This window comes from Amycolatopsis sp. NPDC051758, from assembly GCF_044453095.1.
Taxonomy (GTDB): Bacteria; Actinomycetota; Actinomycetes; order Mycobacteriales; family Pseudonocardiaceae; genus Amycolatopsis.
Map to the genome: position 1 here is coordinate 246,604 of NZ_JBITCJ010000008.1, position 19,247 is coordinate 265,850.

The window sequence follows — 19,247 nt, forward strand, 5'->3', positions numbered from 1 at the left end:
TGCAGCTCACTACTGACGGCACCAGAGCGGAGCTCGCTGGTCGGGGACGAAATCGCGCCTGTGAAGAGAGCACGTTTCGCGCGCCGCCTTCGAACACCAGATAGCCCTATGCAATATGCGGTCAACCGCAAGCATCCGGACAGAAATTCACCCGAAAGGGTGTCTCTCCAATCCGGACAGTAGCAAGTTGACCGGCTCCGCCGACTCATGGGGAAAGCACTCGACGCACTGTGAGTCTGCCATGGACACCGAAGACGGCTCGTATTTCGAACACCACAAAACGTCACTTCGCCTGACCATCCCCGGTCCACTGAGGATGGTGAGCCAGTCTCAAGACAGTGGCACTCTCCGCCGAGCCCAGCTCGGTGCTGCCTTCGCGGTCGCCGCGCACTTCACGTCCAGTCAGGACGCGGCATTGGTAAGCATGCCGACCGGAAGCGGGAAGAGTGCCGTTATGACGTTGTTGCCGTTCCTGCTTGGCAGTAAACGGATCCTCGTCGTCACCCCGTCGAGGTTGCTGCGCGACCAGCTCGAGACGGAGTTCATGCTGCTGCGCGTACTCCGCCGCACAGGAGTCGTCCAGGAAGGGCTTCCCGGCCCGCGAACGACAGCCGTGAGCAAGAGACTGAGCGAGGAGGGTGCGTGGGAGGATCTCCGCGCCTTCGACGTCGTCATCGGCACACCGAACGTGCTGTCACCCGCGTACCAAAGCATCGTCGACCCACCAGCGGAACTTTTCGACTTGATCGTCTTCGACGAAGGACACCACACCCCCGCACACACCTACCTCGAGCTCCTCAGGTCGCTCGGACCGGCGCCGATGGTCCTGTTCACCGCCACCCCGATGCGACGCGATAAGCAACCATTGCCTGCCACTCCCGTCTACACCTACAGCCTCACCCAAGCACTCGCCGACCAAGTCCTCTCGCCCATCGACTTCCACCCCGTCGAGGTCGCTCCCCACGCGGGTGCCGAGGAACGCGACACCGCACTGGCCACGGCGGCGATCACCCGTGTGAAATCGCCACAGCACGCTCGCAGCGAGAGCAAGATCATCGCTCGCACCAGCAGCGTGAAACACGCCGAAGACCTGGTGGAGCGTTATAGGTGCCTGGGCGCCCCGATGGGTCTCATCACCGCGAAAACCTCCATCTCCCAAGCCCGTAAGACCTTGCGCCAGGTCGAGGACGGGTTTTTGCATGGCTTGGTGAGCGTCGGAGTTCTCGGCGAAGGCTTTGACATGCCACGGCTCAAGGTAGCGGCGTACCACCGGCCACACTCGACTTTGCCGGCGACCTTGCAATTCCTCGGCCGCATCACCCGCCTCTTGCCCGCCGGACTACTCGCGATCCGAGAAGACGTGAACGACGAGACCAGGGACCTCTACAACAGCGATGTCGCGTGGGCCACCCTGGTTCCGGCGCTGGCCGACGCCGCCGTCGCCGACGAAGCGCGCCGGCGGGAATATCTTCGTTCCTTCGATCCCGAACCGACTGAACCACTCAGCCTGGCCGGTATCCACCCCCGGAAGGACGTCCAGGTCTTCCGAGTCCGGGAGGATCTCCTCGACCTCCGCACGAGCCTGGCGAAGCTGGGTGACGGCGACGTCGTCTACCAAGGTTGCGACGCCGACGGCCAGGTGCTCGTCGTGGTCACCGAGCATTTGATCCGTCCGGACTGGCTCGCGGCCGACACGCTCGACCGCTTCGGGTACGAGATCCACGTCGCCGTCCACCACCGGAAACGCGGACTGGTCTTCGTTCACGGAACTCGCGACAAAACGGTCGCCGACTTGCTTGAAGCGCTCAACGTCGATGCCCCGCGAATGATCGATCCGATCTGGTTGGACCGGCTGATGAACAGCCTTGCCGTGGACAACTACCACTCGGTCGGCATGCGGAGTGCGCGCGCCGCCGGTGGTCGGCTCGCCGCCTACCGAACAGTGGCCGGGACCAAAGTCGGCGACGCGGTGCTCCCCGCGGAGACACGCTCCTACGGAACGGGCCACGGGATCGCGCGCGTATACGATCCGATGATCGTCACCGCCGACATGGTCGCGGACGGGAAGAAACCACCTTCCGCAAGCATCACCTCACTCGGTGTGTCCTACGGTCGCGCCAAGGTCTTCAGCCCAGACCACGTCGGACTGCTGGCGTTCCGGGACTGGTGCCTGCGGCTCGGCGACCTGGCGCACGCGGCCGCGGACACATCGCCCGCTGGCCTTCCCGGCCTCGCCCTGCTGAGCCCGCGACGGCTCGACAGCTTCCCCCCAGGTCCGTACCTCGCGCAGTGGGAACCGACACTCTTGGGCACCGGACTGCAAATCCGCACCTTCGCCGACAACCGGCTGCACGCCCTCGAAGAAGTCATCCTTACCGTCAGCCGTGTAGCCGACGACAGCCTCCAGCTGTGCGCGGTCATCGACGACGTGCCGGCCTGGCGAGGCAACCAGGACCTCAACGGGCGAGTCCACGGGTACACGACACCCGAGTTGCGCGTAGTCGAGCCGGGCGCGCTGATCGAAGCACCGATGTCCGAGTTCTTGACCGAGTTCCTGCCCACCGTGTTCTACGCGGATGGCACCAGCAGCGTTGGCTCTGTCAAGTTTCAGCCGCAAACGAGCTATGACGATCTCGGCCCCGACGTCCTGAAGGAGTGGCCGTTCGAGAAGGTCGACATCAGACGCGAAGCGGAGACACCTCGCGACGGACTGGTGAACATCAAGACCTACACCGCCCGGCGGTTCACCGAAGAACCCACGATTGAATTCGTAATCGACGACGACCGCGCCGGTGAAGTGGCCGATCTGATTGCCATCGGCAAGGAATCCGGCGGTCGCCGACCGGTCTCACTCGTCCACCTCAAGTACACGGAAAAGAACTTCCCTGGGGTCCGGGTCGGCGACCTCTACGAAGTCGCGGCCCAAGCCAGCCGGAGCGTGGCGTGGCTGAGCGGATCCCGGCTCGCCCGGCGGCTCACCGACCGGCTCAGCTCTGGGAGCAGCCTGCTGACCGGACTGACGGGGCAGCTCGACGATCTGTTCGCGCTCTGGCTCACCGGGCGAGGGCAGATCGACTGGACCGTCGTCATCGTCCAGCCGGGGCTGATCACCAGCAGGGTCAATTCGTCGTCCAATGTGAAGACCATTCTCAGCGACACCCTGCAGAACGTCACCCAGTTCGCAGCCGACCTCATCGTCTACGGCAGTCCATTGCCCGAGAAAGGCAGCCACGGCTAGCAAAGGTCACGACACCGATCGGTCCACTACACCTGCCCGCGCACCGGCCACGAGGTCCATCTCCGCGCGTCCTCCCGCAAGCGGGAGTTCAACGCCAACATCTCTGGCCCGGACAAGCGCCGGATCTTCCCCGACACCAGGGCATTCTGACCGCGTGTCGCCGACCACCACCGAAGGCGGCGCGTCGTGGGCCTCGAGGCGTACGGCCTGGAACGGGTCGCCGGCATGACCGTGCACCCAGCCGTCCCCCGCGGTCGCGACCGTACCGGAGAGAGCTTCGGTCGCCAATTCGCCGAGCAGCTCGTTCTCCAGCGGCTCCAACCCGTCCACGGCGTGACGACCGCGAACCACCAAGGTTCCGTACTCGGGCTGGTACTCGTCGTCTTCCAAGAACCCCAGCAACGTCACACCACGACCGTAGCGAGCCCGACAGGGTTATCGCCGTTAGCTCACGACCACCACCCACCGGCTACCCAGTACCTCGACGGCGCCGGCACGTCGGCGATCGCGCCCACACGCTGGGACCCACGTCCATGGCGCCGGCGCGCCGCACGGCCACTCGTGGGGCGTCGTCCCGCCGCTGTCAGACACAACCGCCCTCCAGCGCGGCCTCGCCACCGACGCGGACGCCGGCCACGCTGAAGATGCGGGACCGGACGACTAGCCACCTGATCGGGTGGGGTAGCGTACCGGACCGGCGAGCCGAGCAAGGGCGCCGTGGCGCATGGTCATTGAGTGCTGCGGGACGCGATCAGCGAGCAGGACGAGTGCGGCGTCGCGCTACGGCTGGTCGGAGTCCAGCCTCGCCTTGGTGTCGGCTGGACCTGGCAGAAGGGTGTTCTGCTCCATCCTCCGCGTGAAGAGCTTCGCGGCACGACGGACGCGGCGTCCACGCCACCTCGGTTCGAAACCTTCGATGCCCAGATCTTCGCGAACCACCGCGAGTGACAGCGTGTGGACGGCTCGTTCGAGCTCAAGCAGAAGAGCTTGTTCCTCTTCATCGGCGTCGTTCCACGAGACGAGTTTCCGTATGCACTCGCGATACTCCTCGAATGCGTCGAGGACCATGCGGCTGGCGAACACCTGCATGTCTTCCTCAAGGCGCGCCAGCTCCACGTAGAGGGCATCGATGTCAGGCGTGCGCGGGTCCTGTTCGCCGCGAAAGAGTGAGGCGTTGCGCGTCATGACGTCCAGATAGGCCAGGTAGAGGTCGTATCGGCGCTCAATTAGGCGTGACAAGTGGACATTCGACCTGTTCTTGCGCTCACGGAGGCTCGTCAAACCGGCCGTCGCCACTGCGCCAAGCAGGGTGAGCCCGCCGCCCGCGAGCGCAGCGACGATCGTGTCCTTCATCGGCCAGACGTTAGCTGACGCTCGGTAGCGGTCGAGGGGAACACGCTGGTCCTGCGCCCCACTTCGCCGGGTTGAGCCGGCCAGGGGCCGGCGGCGGACCATCTGTCGATCGCCGCAGTCGTGGTGACGGTCGACACGCGACCCGCGCCTACCGCTGTCGATCTCCGCGGTGGACTTGGATGTGCCGATGAACGTGTTCGGCGTGCCCGTGGACGAGATCGCGAAGGTGAGCGGCGAGATTGCCACCAGCCTGAAGGCCGGCCACGCCGTGTTCTCGATCATCCCTCCCGGACGGGACAAGGGAGCGAAGAGCAAGGACGACCGCCGACGCGCCTACCAGGGACTTTTGGTCGCGACCGGCGACCTCATGACGTGGCACATGTACCTCGGCGAGATCGCCGTAGTGATGCAGCGGCCGGAGCTGTTCGCGTTTCGACACACCACGACCGCGATCCACCAGACCGCTGACGCGCGGAAGTCGATGGCGGCGTACCTTGCGGCACTGTCGGAGATCCGCCTGGTCGGGAATCCGGAGCCGCGCGCGGCCGCCGAGGAGATCAGCGCGATCTTGGGCCAGCTGTTCGCGGTCCTTCCGACCTCGAAGAAGGCCCCGGAGCGCGCGACCCAGATCGAGCACACCAGGCAGTGGATGCTCAAGCTCGGCGAGGCACAGAAGGACTTCGTCCAGGTCGCGCGACGCGATCTCGGCTATGCGAAGAAGCTGCGTACCCGCTGGTGGCAGTTCCGGCGCCCGCGAGCGGTCGAGGAGTGGCCGGGTGGATGGCCTGGCCCGACGGTCACGTTGGCCCTCGAACACGAAGTGTCCAAGAGCGACAGACCGGCGGGTTGACCGCGACTCATGTGGGTGTAATATCGCGATATGACAAGTTCATTAGGTGAGCACCTGCGCAACGCCCGCGATCGCCAGCAGCTCCAACAGAAGGACGTCGGCGACGCGGTCGGGGTGTCTCAGGGCCTGGTCTCCAACTGGGAGAAGGGCAAGAAGACGCCGTCGTTCGAGCAGCTTCGGGCATTGGCGGGCGTCCTAGATCTCGACGTCACCGCCCTGATTGACCGGCAGTACGACATCTGTGACGACGTAGAGCGGGCGATCTTGCAGTCGACACGGCTGAACCGGAAGGAGCAGGACGCGCTCCTTGCTTCCTACGGCATCTTCGCGGACCGGGAATCGGCCGGGAAGGCCGCGTTCTTCCGCACAAAGCTTCCGCGCACCAACGAACGCGGCGAGGCAGACCGGTCCGACGACGAGCCAGCGTGACCGCCAGCATCCTTCGCGTGCCCGCCACCAACGCCGTCAATTCGGCCTCGGACGATCCGGGTGACATCGTCGTGGTGGTCGCTCGCTACGTGCTGCTGGAGCCGCACGCCGGTCACCGGCTGCGCGGCGACTGCCCGTTCTGCCGATCCCCGGCCCCGACATTCATCGTCCGCCCGGCGCTCGGCACCTCCACTGCCTCAGCTGCGGTAAGGGCGGCGGCGACGCTGTCCGGTTCGCCGCGATGATCGGTCGCTGACACCCGACGCGGCGGCGCGACGCCGGTCCAGCAGCCAGCCAAGGTCAGGCGCCCGGCGGCAGCAGATGGTCGAAGTCGTGCACGGCGTCGCCGGCGTGGCCGCGCTCCTGTGCGGCAGCGAACATCGCGCCGAAGCCCTCGTCCCGGTCCCGGGCGGGCAGCGCGGCGGCGAGGTCCTCCAGCTGCACGAGCGCGCCGGCCTCACGGCCGCCGGTCGGTTCGTCGGCAAAGCGTTCGATCGCGCGTCGGCCGGTACGATCCTCGCCGCGGTCGACGATCAGCCAGCTGCCGTCGGCGCTCGGCTCGACCACCTGCCGCGATGTCGTCTGCGTCATCCCTCGCTCTTCCTCGCCTGCCCTCGCAGCTGGTCACCCCGGCCACCAGCGGCCGGGGGCCCTGGACCTGCTGCGCTAGCTGGATCGCTGAACGTTCCGGTGGCGCTCGTCGAGCGCATGCCGCCGCCGGAGCTGACCGCCTTGGCTATGGACGCGGTCACCACCGCGCACGTCCGCGGATGGTCTCGTTCTACAACGACTGGTGTTCGGGCGCGCAGTGCCCACGCCAGCAAGAAACATCTCGTATGAGATGTAATGGTGCGTGCGATAGTCCCGTACGCTGGCCCCGAGGGGAACGCGTCGGCGTCGAGTAAGGGCCGGGCCGCGCCGGTGCCGTACTCAGCTAGCGGTTTCCATCACCCGGAGATCGGGTGTATGGGCGTCCGCACCGAGTCTTTCGAGCGCCGAACTTGCAACGTATTCTGTTGTTGGGCTCTCCACACCTATCGTGCGGCGCGCCGACCCGAACAGCCGACTCCAAGACGACTGAGATTCGTGAACGTGGCCGTGTGGATCGGGCTCAAGGGAATTGAAAGCGCCAGCGTCGAACTGCAAACCCATCGCCTTCGCCCGGCTTGCCATCCAGGCGAGTGTGATGTCGCTCAAGCCGGACTCGGCGTAGCCTCCCCCGACATCGCCGTGCGCGCCGGAGAACCAGACCTGTTCGACAAGCTGCTGGTTCCAGTCCGCGACCTGCCACAGCGCCGGCACGTACGACGCCCGGCGTTCATCGATGGCCAGCGCCTGGAACGCCGACTCGACAATCGACAACAAAGAAACGTCATGAAACTGGTTCCGACGACCGAGCATCAAGAGCTTCCGCAAGCCGGCCAGCGGGACACCGAGCGCGCCTACCGTTTCCCAGACACCGATGAAACGCACCCGAGCTTCGTTCGAGTAGTGCTGCTGGAAGGTCCGCGCCGCAACACTGTCCGGGCCCGTGTCGATCGTCCGGCCGCGGTAAAGCGCATACGCCTCCGGAATGCGGTCGGCGTGCTCGTTCCGGAGTATGCCGCAGTTGCGGATCAGTCCCACGACACTGCGCGCGACGTAAGCGCCGCGACTGAAGCCGAAGAAGAAGATTTCGTCGCCCGGCGAGAAATTACGGACCAGGAAAGCGTACGCCTCGCAGACTTGCCTCGCCCCTGCCTGCCAACCGAAGAGCCCACCCAAGAGCGAACGGACGCCCTCGTTGTAGAACACGAGCTGCGCGCGGCCGACCGCGTCGCCGGCCGCGACCGAACGGAAGATTTTCGCCACGTTGGTGGGCGCTTCGGACCGGCGCTCCCACGTGCCGTCACAGCACACGACAAGCCGCTTGGGGCCGATTCCGACGGCATCGGCAGGTTCGCGCTCCGGCAGCCGCGCCGCGCTCGCGGGACCGGCGTCTTCGGCGATCGGATCTTCAGAGCGCAGGGCCACCAGGGCGGTTCCGTCGACCCGCGCACCCTCGATGTCGGCACGGGAGAAGGCAGCCGGGTCCAGAATCGCGTCACTAAGATCGGCGCCGCGAAGAACCGCCCCGGCGAAGCTAGCCCCTCGCAGGTCCGCGCGACGGAGGTTGGCACCCGTCAGGTCGGCCTCGTCGAGGCACGCACCGCGCAGGTCCGCGTCGCGAAGATCGGCATGACTCAGGTTCGTGCCTCGCAGGTTCGTCCGCTTCCGGGCCATCACATGTTTCCCTGGCGCGCGCGACGCAGTCGCCGATACGACGATCGCCAGTTCGGCCGCACATCGCCGGTCGAGCGCAGGTCCGCGCCACGCAGATTCGCCGCGCGCAGGTTCGCGCTGTCGAGGTTCGCGCCGCGAAGGTCGGCTTGCCGCAGGTCGGCTGAATCGAGGTCCGCCTTGAAAAGGTTCGCCTGCCTCAGGTCCGCACCCGCGAGATTCGCCGAGCTCAAATCGGCGGCGTCCAGCTGAGACCTCCGCATCCGCGCTCGCGTCAGGTTCACGCCGGAGAGCCGGGCCGCGCTGAGGTTCGCCTCCGTGAGCCAGGCTTCGTTGAGTTGCGCCGATTCGAGGACGGCGCCCGGAAGTTTCGCCTTGATCAGCTTCGCCCGCCACATGGTGGCATCCCGCAGGTCGGCGAAGCCCAGTTCTGCTCGGACGAGCACGGCGAACCGCAAGTCCGCGGAGCGGAGCACCGCCTTGACCATCGACGCGCCTGTGAGAACGGCTTCCTGGAGTTTCGCCTCGGTGAGATCGGCGGCGCCGACCTTGGCTCCGGCTAGTCGGGCGCGCTCCAGGCGAGCACCGAGCAGCAGGGCGTTGCGGAAGTCGGCCCTGATCAGTTCGGCCTCCCGCAAGTCGGCTCCTTCCAGCACGGCCCGACGGAAGTTCGCTTCCCGCAGACGGGCACCCCGCAGGTTCGCCCCCGGGTAGGAGATGCGCGCGAGATCCAGCTCAGTTCGGGCACGCCTCGACGTGGCGGGCCCCAGCCTGAGTACGGTGAGCGCCTCGTGGAGGTGATCGGGAGAGGCCACCCCCTGCAGGCCGGTCCAGACGTCGTTCGTCCCGGCCCTCGCGTGCCGCCGGATGTAGGCGAGGACCACCTGGACGACCTCGTCGCGATGCGCCGAGGATTCGCGCTTAATCTGCAGCAGCGCACGGAAGCCAGCCGACTGGACGTACTCTTCCGTGGCCCCGATCCGCTCGAGCGCGGTCGTAAACCGGTCGCTGACGTGTCCCCGGCGGGCCAGCGCGTAGTTGAACCCGGTGAACAGCAGCCCCAGCGCGACGACAAGGGCACCGCCGAGAGAAGCCAGTACCACACGCGCGTTGTGCTCCGCGGCCAGCCGGTCGCCGAAACTGAAGCCCGGAGTCGTGCGCAGCTGGTCTTCGTCTAGCAGCAGAGCGGGGGCGTTCACCACCGCCAGCACGTAGGCGGCCAGCAGGAGAACAAGCACGCCGACCACCAGCCCGCGCCCTGCGGCTTGCCGCGACATCAGCCGCAAACTGTCCACATGTGGAAGTCGTCCCGTTGTGGGAGTTCGCTACAAGGTCCCGGGTGACCGGGCCGAGCTGATGGCGGGCAACGACGCTCGTAGGTCATGGAATTCCTTGGATGCGGTGGGACAGTCCGCGATCGAAATGATCTTTAAGGATTCGGCCTACCGCTCGGCGCCGAAGAGGGCAGCAGCCCACCTCGCGTTCCGGCATCCGTTCAGCCTGCTCTGGTGCCCATCCTGCGGGAGCACCGGTGGTTCCTCAGGATGGCGGCGTATCCGGCGGAGCAGCTGCGAAACGGTGCGTTTGCCGACCTTGTGTACGGCTTCTCCGACTCGGCGGTGGGCGACATGCTCGCCAAGGCAAAGCGGGCGTGCAAACCAAGGTCGGCCGGCGCCCGGCACTGGTCACAGCTTGATCGAGTCGCACCGGACCTCCGGTGCGGACCCGGACGAGTACGCCGAAACCGCGAGCCTGCCGCTCGACTCGGCCAGGCAGCTCGGCCCGGTCGTGGGGGCCGCACCGGTGCGCGCCCGGCAGCTCGACCTCGCGCCGGTTCTGGCTCTCGCGCGCACCGTCTGGCGCGGGTCGTGATCGTTTTCCCTGTTCAGGCTGCATCCGCCGAGAGGGCAACAGCAGATGCAGCCGACCGGTTACCATTTCGCTCCCGGTAACCTCGACGTCTTGCCTTGGCGAGAGGACGCTCTCGCGTCGTTGGACTGGCCCCGGATCGGCTCGACCGGCCAGCAGTTGCTCGTGCAGCCGCGCGACATCTTCGCGGAGCTGCCGAACAAGCCGTTGTCCTACTCCTACCTGCGCCAGGAGCAAGGCGAGGTGCTGGAGGGTTGGTTCGCCCGCAAGAACGACCGCGACGTGGTGATCAAGCAGAACACCGGCGGCGGCAAGACCGTGGTGGGCCTGCTGATCGCGCAGAACACCCTCAACGAGGGTGTCGGGAAAGCGGTCTACCTCGCCCCCGACAACTACCTCGCGGCGCGGGTGCGCGAGGAGGCCGCGCGGCTGGGGCTGGCGACCGCCGAGCGGCATGAAGACCCGGCCTTCCTCGCCAGCCGCGCCATCCTGATCACCACCTTCCAGAAGCAGTGAGGGGTCACCTACGCTGTTCACGCTGGTCAACGACGTACCCGCCATTCGCCAACGCAAGTTCGACAGCGGTCATCGAGCGGGTCCGGCCGATGCTTTTGCGGCACGGAGTCCCCAGTGGACTCGATCAGCGCGGCGATGACATACCTACCGGCCCGGCTGGCCGGAAGGTGGTGCACACCGACTGCGGACCAACCTCGGCGCCTACGTCCCTTCCCGCAACACCACCGAGGCGAAGACCACCCGCAAACGCACGTAGATCAACGCCTTCCACCAGGCGTACGAGGCCACCGCCCGCGAAACCCCCGTGCTTCTTCTCCGGGACCTCGACGTCCTCGAGCCTGGCCACGTGCCACCGCATCCCGGCCAGTTCAGTTCGCCCCGTTCTAGAACGTCTTCTACACCGAGTTGAACCACCGGCACGGACTCGCCGGCGCCTTCCGCGCTGCAGCCGCCGACCGCCGTCGAGCACAGCTGGGCCCGCCGCGCCGAACGCCGGCACCCTAGAGGTCGACACAGCCAAGAAGCGTGCAAGCCCGATCGTTATCCACGGTCTCGACCGCTTCTGTATGAGTTACCGCTGCAGACTCTTCAAGTTCTTGTATAGTTTCCATATGTACCGGCGACACACCCAGTAGACCATAGAGATCGAGGGCCATATCTCCTCCAACTCACAACACTTGACACCCAGCAGAACCTAACGAGTGAATGGCCATATTCCGCCTAGCAGTAGTGCGCTCACAGTTTCCAGCAAGATAGCATCTCGAAATACGGTGAGTCTCGTGCGTACTGTAACTTCACTCTCACCGAGTGATCGCAGGAGTTCTTGCACGAGATGAGGCAATACGGGTGACGATGTGGCCGCAACTTGCCGGGGATTTATGGATCCCATGATTGCTTGCGCAGTCAGCACTGCTACGGCGCCGCCGATACCAAGAATGACGGCGACCGCACCAACACACCACAGGATCGTAATGACAGGCCCCTTCGCGAATGCACGCGGCGCCAAAGCGGACAGTGCTGCGATTTCTGCAAGTCCAAGCGTGAGCGACGTAGAGGCGCGAGAGCGAATGCGTTCCAGATTTATCTCTTGTTGATCCAGGGCGCGCCGCCCTTCTTCCAGGACGAGTTTCAGGTCCTCTACCGAAAGACCCACCATCGTGGTCTCGCCGTCCGGCGGAGAAGTGAAAGTCGGCACTCGAATACCAGGCCGAAGGACAGCATAGACGTAAAAGAGATACAGGCGTGCCTCAGCTAAACGACCGCTGATCGTCTTCATCAATCAACTCGCAGCCATTCCGACAAAGCCGCAGTTGCTGGTTCGGAGGTCGCACTAGGCAGAAAGAGCCATTGACCTGCGGGATTGAGGTCCAGGAAAGCTGGCCCGTCGTGGTCGAGAACCCAATCTTGGGAGCTGAATCCCACCCTAAGTGTTGCAGCCAACTTCGTCGCCGCGCCTTCAATTTCAGAGCAACCCGAGATTCCTCGGAAGGAGTGATGCGCTGGCGCATGGGCTCGCCAGTCCATCGGCAATTCTTCCGCCTCCAACTCAGCAACCCAAACCTTGTCCTCAACTGTCACAACCCTAAAGTGACGCTCCGTTCGAACCATGCGTTGTGCAAGAAATGGCGCACTGAGCAAGTCAACCTCTTCAAGATCGTCAACCCGAACAGAGCGAGCAAAAACGACGTTCTGCCGCCCGTCGCTATCGACAAAGTTTCCAGGCCCCAGCGGCTTCAGAACGAACGGTTCACCCAGTTTTTCACCAAGTTTGGACGAGGCACCGTCTACAATAAAGTCCGGCACTCGAATCCCTACTGCGAGAGCCGCCCGATATTGCACAATCTTATTTTCTGCTGCAAATAGGTCGTCGACCGCCGTCAGCCACTTCACAGTCGGGTCGCGAAGCACCGAAGCCAGCAATGCTAGCCTCGATGCGAGAACAGCGCTCGCGTGACTGCCCAGTACAACGCCATGATCCCAACCCGCCGGCGCCAGTCTTCGCACCCAGCCTCGGACCTGCTTATCAACACTGACACGGCAGGTATTACCGCGGACATCTGCCAGGAGCATGCCAGATTTATCAAGACTCAAGAGAACGCTTGAAATACTCTCGGCGTCTAAGACTATGAGGCCGGACGTGGGCAACGCCTCGACTACAGCTTCGACGTGGGGATCTTTGAGATCGCCGATGATGATCGCATACGCGGCTGAGATCACGGAGCGATTTGGCTAAGTAGGACTCGCGCACGATCATTACCATCGGCCGTCTCGGCCGTCAATGTGATTGTCTCGGTGCTGTACGAGGCTGAGACAGCCCGCCTTTGCCGTCCAGACGGCACCTCGAGCTCCTGGCCCGATACTTCTGCGAGATGTCTGTACAGGTCCATGCTGCGCTCCTCCCTGCGAGGCGTAGTGAACGTCGCGGACGTCGGCGTGATCAAACTCATCTCGACACTACCCGTCAGGGAGCGACCTGGCCAAGCAGAGCGCCGCGACCTCCTTCGTCCCCCGTTTCGACAACTCTGGTTTCGGTCTCTCGAGACTCCTTTGCCGCAGGAGACGTCCGCTCAGTCGCCAACACCTTCCAGGACGACTTCAGCGCCGACTCCGGTTCTCGCTCACCAAAAAGCTGGTAGACATCCATGTAGTTGACCTCCACTAGTTTACCCATAGATTAGACGAATCCCTTGACCTGCGGAAACGCCCGGGCTAGCAACCAGGCCAGATCGATGAGAGCGCTGCAGGTGCACCGGGTCGGCAAGGTTCTCCCGCGCTCGACGCGGTCGACCAGACCGAGGATGCTCACGACAGCGAAGAACCGTAAATTCAGTTGCGCCCACGACTGGCAAAATAGTCACGAACTATATGTCAAAGGTGTCCGAATCCCATCGAAACCGACGCTCCCGGCTGGCCGGCCTAGGAACCTGGCGCAAGGACGCCAAAGCCACCCTCCTGAGGCACCACCGGAGCCGCTGACCTGCAGAAAGTAGGCGATTGCCTGCTCGAACAGCGCATTGCTCTCCCTGATACGGAAGGGGTCATCCCGCGACCACGCCAGCCGCAGCGCAGGACCTGAACCGCAGGTCAACGTCCCGAACCTTCGTCACACAGCAAAGGCTCCGCGGTCGGATGACGATGAAAATGGCGATCGGCTTCGGACTGAGATCGGCCACTCCGCGTAGACAGCCTCGCAGTCGAACCAGATGGCTAACAGTTGGGCGTCGTGGCCTGACTCCTCCGACCGGCGACTCAACGGGTAGCCGCAGGTAGCCGGGTCGGCCAGCACGCAGGTCGAAACGCACTGGCAGTGAGGGGTCTAACGTCTTCGGATTCGATCGTGTAAGGATGCCACGATGACGCGGTTAACGTCTTGGCAGGACATCCGAGCTCTCCGCGCAACACCCCCCGGCCTTGCCACAGCCGATGTCGACCGCAGACGGGCCTTCGTCGCAGCTTTGCGTCAGGCCGAAGAACTCGCGGAAGCCGCCGCGTCGGCCAGCTACGCCACGAAAGCGCTGCCGTTGTTCTACGCGTTAAGCCAGGCGGGACGAGCGATCGCGGCCGCGCACCTACCAGATCCATGGCAGTTGCATGGACACGGCCTCAGTGTTCGATCGGAAGCTGACCGCATTCTCGACAGCGTCGTGAGGCCCGCATCCGGTGCCCAGAACTCGTTTCAAGGTACGGCCGCGGCGACCGGATCACCCGCTCTGAGCTCCTCGGTACCGCTCGGCGCGCTGTGGGCCGCAAATCCGGACCTCCGAGAGGTCCACTTTCCGGCGGCCACTGGTGCCTGGCCACGTCCGATCACCATTCCGCTAGGGACCATGCAAGGTCCTCTAGGATCAGATCCAGGCTATGCCCAGCGCGAGCTTCAAACGCACGGGATGGTTGAGACGGCGGTCGATGTGCCAGGGAAGACAGCAGCCGAGGTCACAACCGCGCTCAACAACTACCCGTCTCTTCGACCAGCGTTCGGTGTCAAGCAGGGCGTAATAGGCCCTGAAAAAGCCAGTGGCACCGACATCGTCGTCCGGACGACCGCGTTCGACGGCATGTCATTGGCGGCGATCGGACTCAGCTGCCCACGGGTGACGACGCCGAGCGTGCTCTGGGGCCGGATGCGCGAGTTCGTGTCGATCGTCGAGGTCGATCCTGAACATCGTCACGATGTACCCCGCCAGTTCCTGGGCTTCGCGTTGCCCGAGGTCGCCGGTGGGCCATCTCCTCACCCGCTCATGCTCTGGTGGGCGTTGCTCCTCGGCTTGTCGAGTCTCACCCGGTACGAGCCAGCAGCCTGGTCCGAGGCAGTCGACCTCGACCGCTCGGAAATGGCAGTACCCCTCGAACAGGTCCTCGATATTGCCGAGGAGAGGCTACCCGCCCGAATCCTCACGAGCTTGAGGCCCTGAGCGCCCTGCAGGCCGGCCAACCCGACCTTCATGCGGGCCGCGCCGTTCGGTTCGAAGAAGCGACCGTTCGCTCCTCCGATCTGGTACCGCTGCCGTCCACGTTCAACCGGTTCATAGGCCGGAGCGTGGTCACCCGGACCAGCCTAACCTGAGCACGCGTTATACATCGGCCATCCGCATTCATGGCGATCGCCCGGCGATGACAACCTGCGGGATCGGGGCCGAAGCTGCTCCGCCGGGAAGGAACAGAAGCGCCCAACCTGCGGTAGTACGCGTTCTCCTAGTCGAGCCGTGTATCGCACTTCCCTGATACGGAAGAGGTCACCCGGTAGCGAGGGCCCCTCAAACCACCTGAACACGCAGGTCAGAGGCCCCGGCTATCGTCGCGAAGCAAGGGCTCCGTTGTCGGATGGCGACGAAATGGCGATGGGTTCCGGACCAGGGCGACCACCCGGCGGCGCTGGACAGCGGCGACATCAAACCAGATGACCTTTACAACTTGGCGTCGTGATGTCTCCTTGCTGCTTCTCAAGCGGAGTTGGTCGGCGAGACAAGCGCCGTCAAAGTCGACCTGAGTAGGTACTTCCCCTCTGGCAACTACGACGGTGTCGTGGACGATCCGTGCACACCGACCAACCCCTGGGGCGAACATGACGACTCCTCCGAACACCTCTTCGCGACCAAGCCCAGCACCGCGCCGGTCACGACCGCCGACACGCCAGGACGCCGCTGGTAGTCGGCCTCGACCTGGACGTCGATGCGACGTTACGCCGACGGTGTTGCTGCCAGCGTCCCCGCCGCAGTTGTCGCCGGGTGCCGCCTGCGCTCTGCTGCGACTGCTGCTCGACGCGGACAAGGCGGCCTGATCATGCGGTTCGCGTTCTACGGCCGGGTTTCCACCGAGGACCAGCAGGACCCCGAGGCATCCCGGAACTGGCAGCTCGCCCGAGCCAAAGCCCTGGTCGGCAAGCACGGCGAGATCGTCACGGAGTTCTTCGACATCGGGCAGTCCCGCTCGATCCCGTGGAAGCGCCGACCCGAGGCGATCCGGCTGCTGGCGGCGATGCGCGAACCCGACCGCGGGTTCGACGCCGTCGTCATCGGAGAACCCCAGCGCGCCTTCTACGGCAACCAGTACGGCCTGACCTTCCCCGTCCTCGTCCACTACGGCGTCGGCCTGTGGGTGCCCGAGGTCGGCGGCGCGATCGAGCCGGAGTCCGAAGCCCACGACCTCGTCATGTCCGTCTTCGGCGGGATGAGCAAGGGCGAACGCAACCGGATCAAGATCCGCGTCCGCGCCGCCATGGCCGCCCAAGCCTCCGTCGAAGGCCGCTTCCTCGGTGGCCGGCCGCCCTACGGCTACCGACTTGCCGACGCCGGACCGCACCCCAACCCAGCCAAAGCCGCTGAAGGCAAACGGTTGCATCGGCTCGAGCCCGATACCGATACCGCGCCTGTCGTTCAGCGGATCTACGCCGAGTACATCGGTGGCCGCGGGAAGTTCGCCATCGCCGAAGCGCTGACTCGCGACGGCATCCTCTCCCCCTCGAGCAACGACCCCGCCCGTAACCGTCACCGCACCGGCGTCGCCTGGGCCAAGGGCGCGGTCGCCGTCATCCTCACTAACCCCCGCTACACCGGGCGGCAGGTCTGGAACAAGCAGCGCAAAGACGAGGTCCTCATCGACGTCGAAGACGTCGGACTGGGCCATGAGACCAAGATGCGCTGGAACACCCGCGACAAGTGGATCTTCTCCGAGCAGATGGTCCACGAGCCCATCATCGATGTCGAGACGTTCCAGCGCGCTCAGGAGATCGCCGCGGCCAAGGGCGCCGGCCGCAAGACCCGGGAACGGACCCGCACCCGTCATCCCTACGTCCTCAGTGGCCTGCTGCACTGCGGGGTCTGCAGCCGACGGATGCAGGGCCAGCGCAACCACGAGCGGCCGTTCTACCGCTGCCGCTACCCCACCGAATACGGGCTGGCGAACAAGACCGAGCACCCCCGCAACGTCTATCTGGCCGAACGGGACCTGCTCGGCCCCATCGACAGCTGGCTCGCCACCAGCTTCGCCCCGCATCGGCTGCACGACACCATCGATGCCCTCTACGCCGCGCAGCCCGACGTCGACGTCGATCCCGCCGCCGCGGCCGCCGAGAAGGTCATCGCAGAATGCGAACGCGCGCTCGAAAGGCACCGCGCCGCTCTTGAAGCCGGAGCCGACGTCCAACTGGTCACCGGATGGATCACCGAGACCCAGGCCCGACGAGCCGAAGCGAAGGCGCGCGTCAACGTGAAGCCAAAGCAGGAGCGGTTGACCAAGGACCAGATCCGCGAACTAGTCGAGCGGCTCGGTGACATCAGGAAGGTGCTGGCTGATGCCGACCCCGTCCGCAAACGAGAGGTCTACCGCCAGCTACAGCTGCAGGCCACCTACCACCCCGGTAAACGACAAGTGCGGATCGAGGCTAATCTCGATCCGCACTGGTGGGGTTATGGTAAGTGTCCGAGGGGGGACTTGAACCCCCACGCCCGTTAAGGGCACTAGCACCTCAAGCTAGCGCGTCTGCCATTCCGCCACTCGGACCTGCTGAAGAAAGAGTACTACGGCGTCTTCGCACCCTCCCGCAGGGGGGCCGGATCCGACCGGGCCCCGCATCTGGGAAGATCAAACGTTCTGCATCGATTCAGCCACCACGACCTGGCCGCGGGCGAACATGCGCAGTGGCTCCTGGTAGCGGTAACGATCGGTGCCGGATGGGTCCAGCAGGTGCGCGTCCACCAGGGACTCCAACAACAGGGCCGTGTCGCCCAGGGGTAGGCCCAACGTTGACGACGCCGCCGGGATCGAGATCTCCGGGGTGTCCGACAGCAGGCGGAATGCTCTCGCCTGGGCTGGGGACAGCTCGGCCAGCGCCGATTCGTACGGCTTCTCGATCGCGCCGCACTCCGGCGGCATCACCGGTGAGCCTGGGGCTGGGCGGCCCAGGCGGTCCACTGCCTCGGCCATCGTCCAGCTCGGGCGGGATGTCAGGCGGGCGCCCACCGCCTGGAGGACCTGGGGCAGACCGGCCGTGCGGGCTACCAGCGCACTGGTCGCCGCCGGCTCGTGGTGGATGCGGTCCGCGCCGACCAGGTGTTCCAGCAACTCGGTTGACGCCGCTGGGCTGAGGCCGCTCAACTTTGTCCAGTGGGCCAGGCCGTACAGGCGTCTGCGGGCTGTGATCATCACCGCGCCTGCGGCCGGGATGAGGGGGCGGACCGCGTCCGTGTCGCGGGCGTTGTCCAGGACGACCAGCAGGCGCAGACCCGTTGTGCGCGTGCGCCACAGGGCCGCTCGCTCGCTTGATGACGTCGGGGGGTTCGGGACGCCGATGCCGCGCAGCAGCTCGGCTAACGGGTCCGGGGAGGCTGACAGGTCCAGGAACAGCTGGCCGTCCGGAAAACGGTCGGCCAGGGTGTGGCCGACGTGGACCGCCAGTGTTGTCTTGCCGATCGCGGCCAGGCCTTCGATGCCGATCACCGCTCCGGGGCGGGTCAGCCAGGCTGAAAGTGCCGCTTTTTCGGACTCCCGGCCGACGAACTCCGGCAGGTCGGGGGGCAGCTGCGTGGGGTGGGACGACGACACTGCTTCGCCGGCCAGGATTCGGCGTTGCATCTCCTGGAGCTCTGGGCCCGGGTACAGGCCGAGCTCGGTCTCCAGCAGCCGCTGGATGCGGGTGAAGACTTCTAGGGCTTCCGCCTGGCGGCCCGAGCGGTACAGGGCCAGCATCTGCAACTCTCGGGGGCGCTCTCGCAGCGGCTCCGAAGCGATGAGGTCGGTCAGGTCCGAGATCGCCTCGGTGTGGCGGCCGGCTTCGATGTCGGCCGCCGCCGCGTCCTCGCGGGCTGTTGTCCGCAGCTCCGAGAGGCGGACTCGTGCCGCTTCCGCGAAGTCGCCGGTCAGGCCCGACAGGGGCGTTCCGTGCCACAGGCGCAGCGCCGCGCGGGGCTCGCCGGTGCGGATCAGGTGCTGGAACTCGGTGGCGTCCAGGGATGCGTCCCGCAGCGCGTAGCCGCCGCTGACGGACTCGATCTCGACGCCCGCCTGCCGCAGGCGGGACACGTACGAGCGCACCATGCCGACCGCCGCCCTCGGCTCGGCGCCGCTCCAGAGGGCCGAGACCAGCTGGGACGGCGACAGCGGCGTGCCCTCCTGGAGGAGCAGGACCGCCAGCGCCGCCCGCTGCTGGGGCGGCCCCAACTCCACCTCGACGTCGCCGCGCCACGCGCGGACCGGGCCCAGCACCTCGAACCGCAGTGATCCCGTCACGCACAGCGC

16 protein-coding genes and 1 tRNA gene are annotated in these 19,247 nt (G+C 65.5%); 8 read left to right on the forward strand and 9 right to left on the reverse strand.

Annotation, left to right across the window (positions count from 1 at the left end):
• Window positions 1–241: 241 nt before the first annotated feature.
• A complete protein-coding gene (locus ACIA5G_RS34175) occupies window positions 242–3,238 on the forward strand; it encodes a DEAD/DEAH box helicase (protein ID WP_395930772.1) in 2,997 nt (998 codons plus the stop codon).
• Window positions 3,239–3,244: 6 nt separating this feature from the next.
• Here the strand turns inward: ACIA5G_RS34175 and ACIA5G_RS34180 are convergent, their stop codons facing one another.
• Window positions 3,245–3,646, reverse strand: coding sequence for a hypothetical protein (locus ACIA5G_RS34180; protein WP_395930774.1), 402 nt, complete (start codon window positions 3,644–3,646; stop codon window positions 3,245–3,247).
• A 372-nt stretch (window positions 3,647–4,018) separates the two neighbouring features.
• Complete coding sequence (locus ACIA5G_RS34185) at window positions 4,019–4,591, reverse strand: hypothetical protein (RefSeq protein WP_395930776.1); 573 nt, start codon at window positions 4,589–4,591, stop codon at window positions 4,019–4,021.
• 187 nt (window positions 4,592–4,778) lie between these two features.
• Here ACIA5G_RS34185 and ACIA5G_RS34190 point away from each other — a divergent pair, with 187 nt between their 5' ends.
• Genes ACIA5G_RS34190 through ACIA5G_RS34200 form a run of 3 tightly spaced genes read left to right on the forward strand, consistent with a single transcriptional unit; the run spans window position 4,779 to window position 6,115 of the window.
• The gene (locus ACIA5G_RS34190; RefSeq protein WP_395930778.1) at window positions 4,779–5,441 is read left to right on the forward strand and encodes a hypothetical protein; all 663 of its coding nucleotides are present in this window, start codon (window positions 4,779–4,781) and stop codon (window positions 5,439–5,441) included.
• A 30-nt stretch (window positions 5,442–5,471) separates the two neighbouring features.
• Entirely contained in the window at window positions 5,472–5,870 is a 399-nt protein-coding gene (locus ACIA5G_RS34195) for a helix-turn-helix domain-containing protein (RefSeq protein ID WP_395930780.1), read from the forward strand.
• Window positions 5,867–6,115, forward strand: a complete 249-nt coding sequence (locus ACIA5G_RS34200; protein WP_395930782.1) for a hypothetical protein — start codon at window positions 5,867–5,869, stop codon at window positions 6,113–6,115. The genes ACIA5G_RS34195 and ACIA5G_RS34200 overlap by 4 nt, the downstream gene beginning before the upstream one ends.
• Window positions 6,116–6,170: 55 nt before the next feature.
• On the opposite strand, the gene ACIA5G_RS34205 is transcribed toward ACIA5G_RS34200, so the two are convergent.
• The 3 genes from ACIA5G_RS34205 to ACIA5G_RS34215 all read right to left on the reverse strand — a co-directional run bounded on the left by ACIA5G_RS34205 (window position 6,171) and on the right by ACIA5G_RS34215 (window position 9,406).
• The gene (locus ACIA5G_RS34205) at window positions 6,171–6,461 is read right to left on the reverse strand and encodes a hypothetical protein (protein WP_395930784.1); all 291 of its coding nucleotides are present in this window, start codon (window positions 6,459–6,461) and stop codon (window positions 6,171–6,173) included.
• A 339-nt stretch (window positions 6,462–6,800) separates the two neighbouring features.
• Entirely contained in the window at window positions 6,801–8,132 is a 1,332-nt protein-coding gene (locus tag ACIA5G_RS34210) for a phospholipase effector Tle1 domain-containing protein (RefSeq protein WP_395930786.1), read from the reverse strand.
• On the reverse strand, window positions 8,132–9,406 hold the full coding sequence (locus ACIA5G_RS34215; protein WP_395930788.1) for a pentapeptide repeat-containing protein: 1,275 nt from the start codon (window positions 9,404–9,406) through the stop codon (window positions 8,132–8,134). The genes ACIA5G_RS34210 and ACIA5G_RS34215 overlap by 1 nt, the downstream gene beginning before the upstream one ends.
• A 415-nt stretch (window positions 9,407–9,821) precedes the next feature.
• Between ACIA5G_RS34215 and ACIA5G_RS34220 the strand changes: the two genes are divergently transcribed.
• Window positions 9,822–10,001, forward strand: a complete 180-nt coding sequence (locus ACIA5G_RS34220; protein WP_395930790.1) for a hypothetical protein — start codon at window positions 9,822–9,824, stop codon at window positions 9,999–10,001.
• Between the two features lie 90 nt (window positions 10,002–10,091).
• Entirely contained in the window at window positions 10,092–10,514 is a 423-nt protein-coding gene (locus ACIA5G_RS34225) for a DEAD/DEAH box helicase (RefSeq protein ID WP_395930792.1), read from the forward strand.
• Between the two features lie 694 nt (window positions 10,515–11,208).
• Here ACIA5G_RS34225 and ACIA5G_RS34230 read toward each other — a convergent pair.
• Together ACIA5G_RS34230 and ACIA5G_RS34235 are read right to left on the reverse strand one after the other, a co-directional pair.
• Window positions 11,209–11,790 (reverse strand): hypothetical protein, encoded by a 582-nt coding sequence (locus ACIA5G_RS34230; RefSeq protein ID WP_395930794.1) that lies wholly within the window; start codon window positions 11,788–11,790, stop codon window positions 11,209–11,211.
• Complete coding sequence (locus ACIA5G_RS34235) at window positions 11,790–12,731, reverse strand: RimK family alpha-L-glutamate ligase (RefSeq protein WP_395930796.1); 942 nt, start codon at window positions 12,729–12,731, stop codon at window positions 11,790–11,792. The genes ACIA5G_RS34230 and ACIA5G_RS34235 overlap by 1 nt, the downstream gene beginning before the upstream one ends.
• Before the next feature lie 1,136 nt (window positions 12,732–13,867).
• On the opposite strand from ACIA5G_RS34235, the gene ACIA5G_RS34240 reads away from it, so the two are divergent.
• Both ACIA5G_RS34240 and ACIA5G_RS34245 read left to right on the forward strand, forming a co-directional pair.
• Window positions 13,868–14,926 (forward strand): YaaC family protein, encoded by a 1,059-nt coding sequence (locus ACIA5G_RS34240; RefSeq protein ID WP_395930798.1) that lies wholly within the window; start codon window positions 13,868–13,870, stop codon window positions 14,924–14,926.
• A gap of 868 nt (window positions 14,927–15,794) precedes the next feature.
• Window positions 15,795–17,465, forward strand: a complete 1,671-nt coding sequence (locus ACIA5G_RS34245) for a recombinase family protein (RefSeq protein ID WP_395930800.1) — start codon at window positions 15,795–15,797, stop codon at window positions 17,463–17,465.
• On the opposite strand, the gene ACIA5G_RS34250 is transcribed toward ACIA5G_RS34245, so the two are convergent.
• Window positions 17,430–17,513, reverse strand: a tRNA-Leu gene (locus ACIA5G_RS34250). The two genes, ACIA5G_RS34245 and ACIA5G_RS34250, sit on opposite strands and share 36 nt — an antisense overlap.
• Window positions 17,514–17,594: 81 nt before the next feature.
• The gene (locus ACIA5G_RS34255; protein WP_395930802.1) at window positions 17,595–19,238 is read right to left on the reverse strand and encodes a BTAD domain-containing putative transcriptional regulator; all 1,644 of its coding nucleotides are present in this window, start codon (window positions 19,236–19,238) and stop codon (window positions 17,595–17,597) included.
• Between the last annotated feature and the right edge of the window lie 9 nt (window positions 19,239–19,247).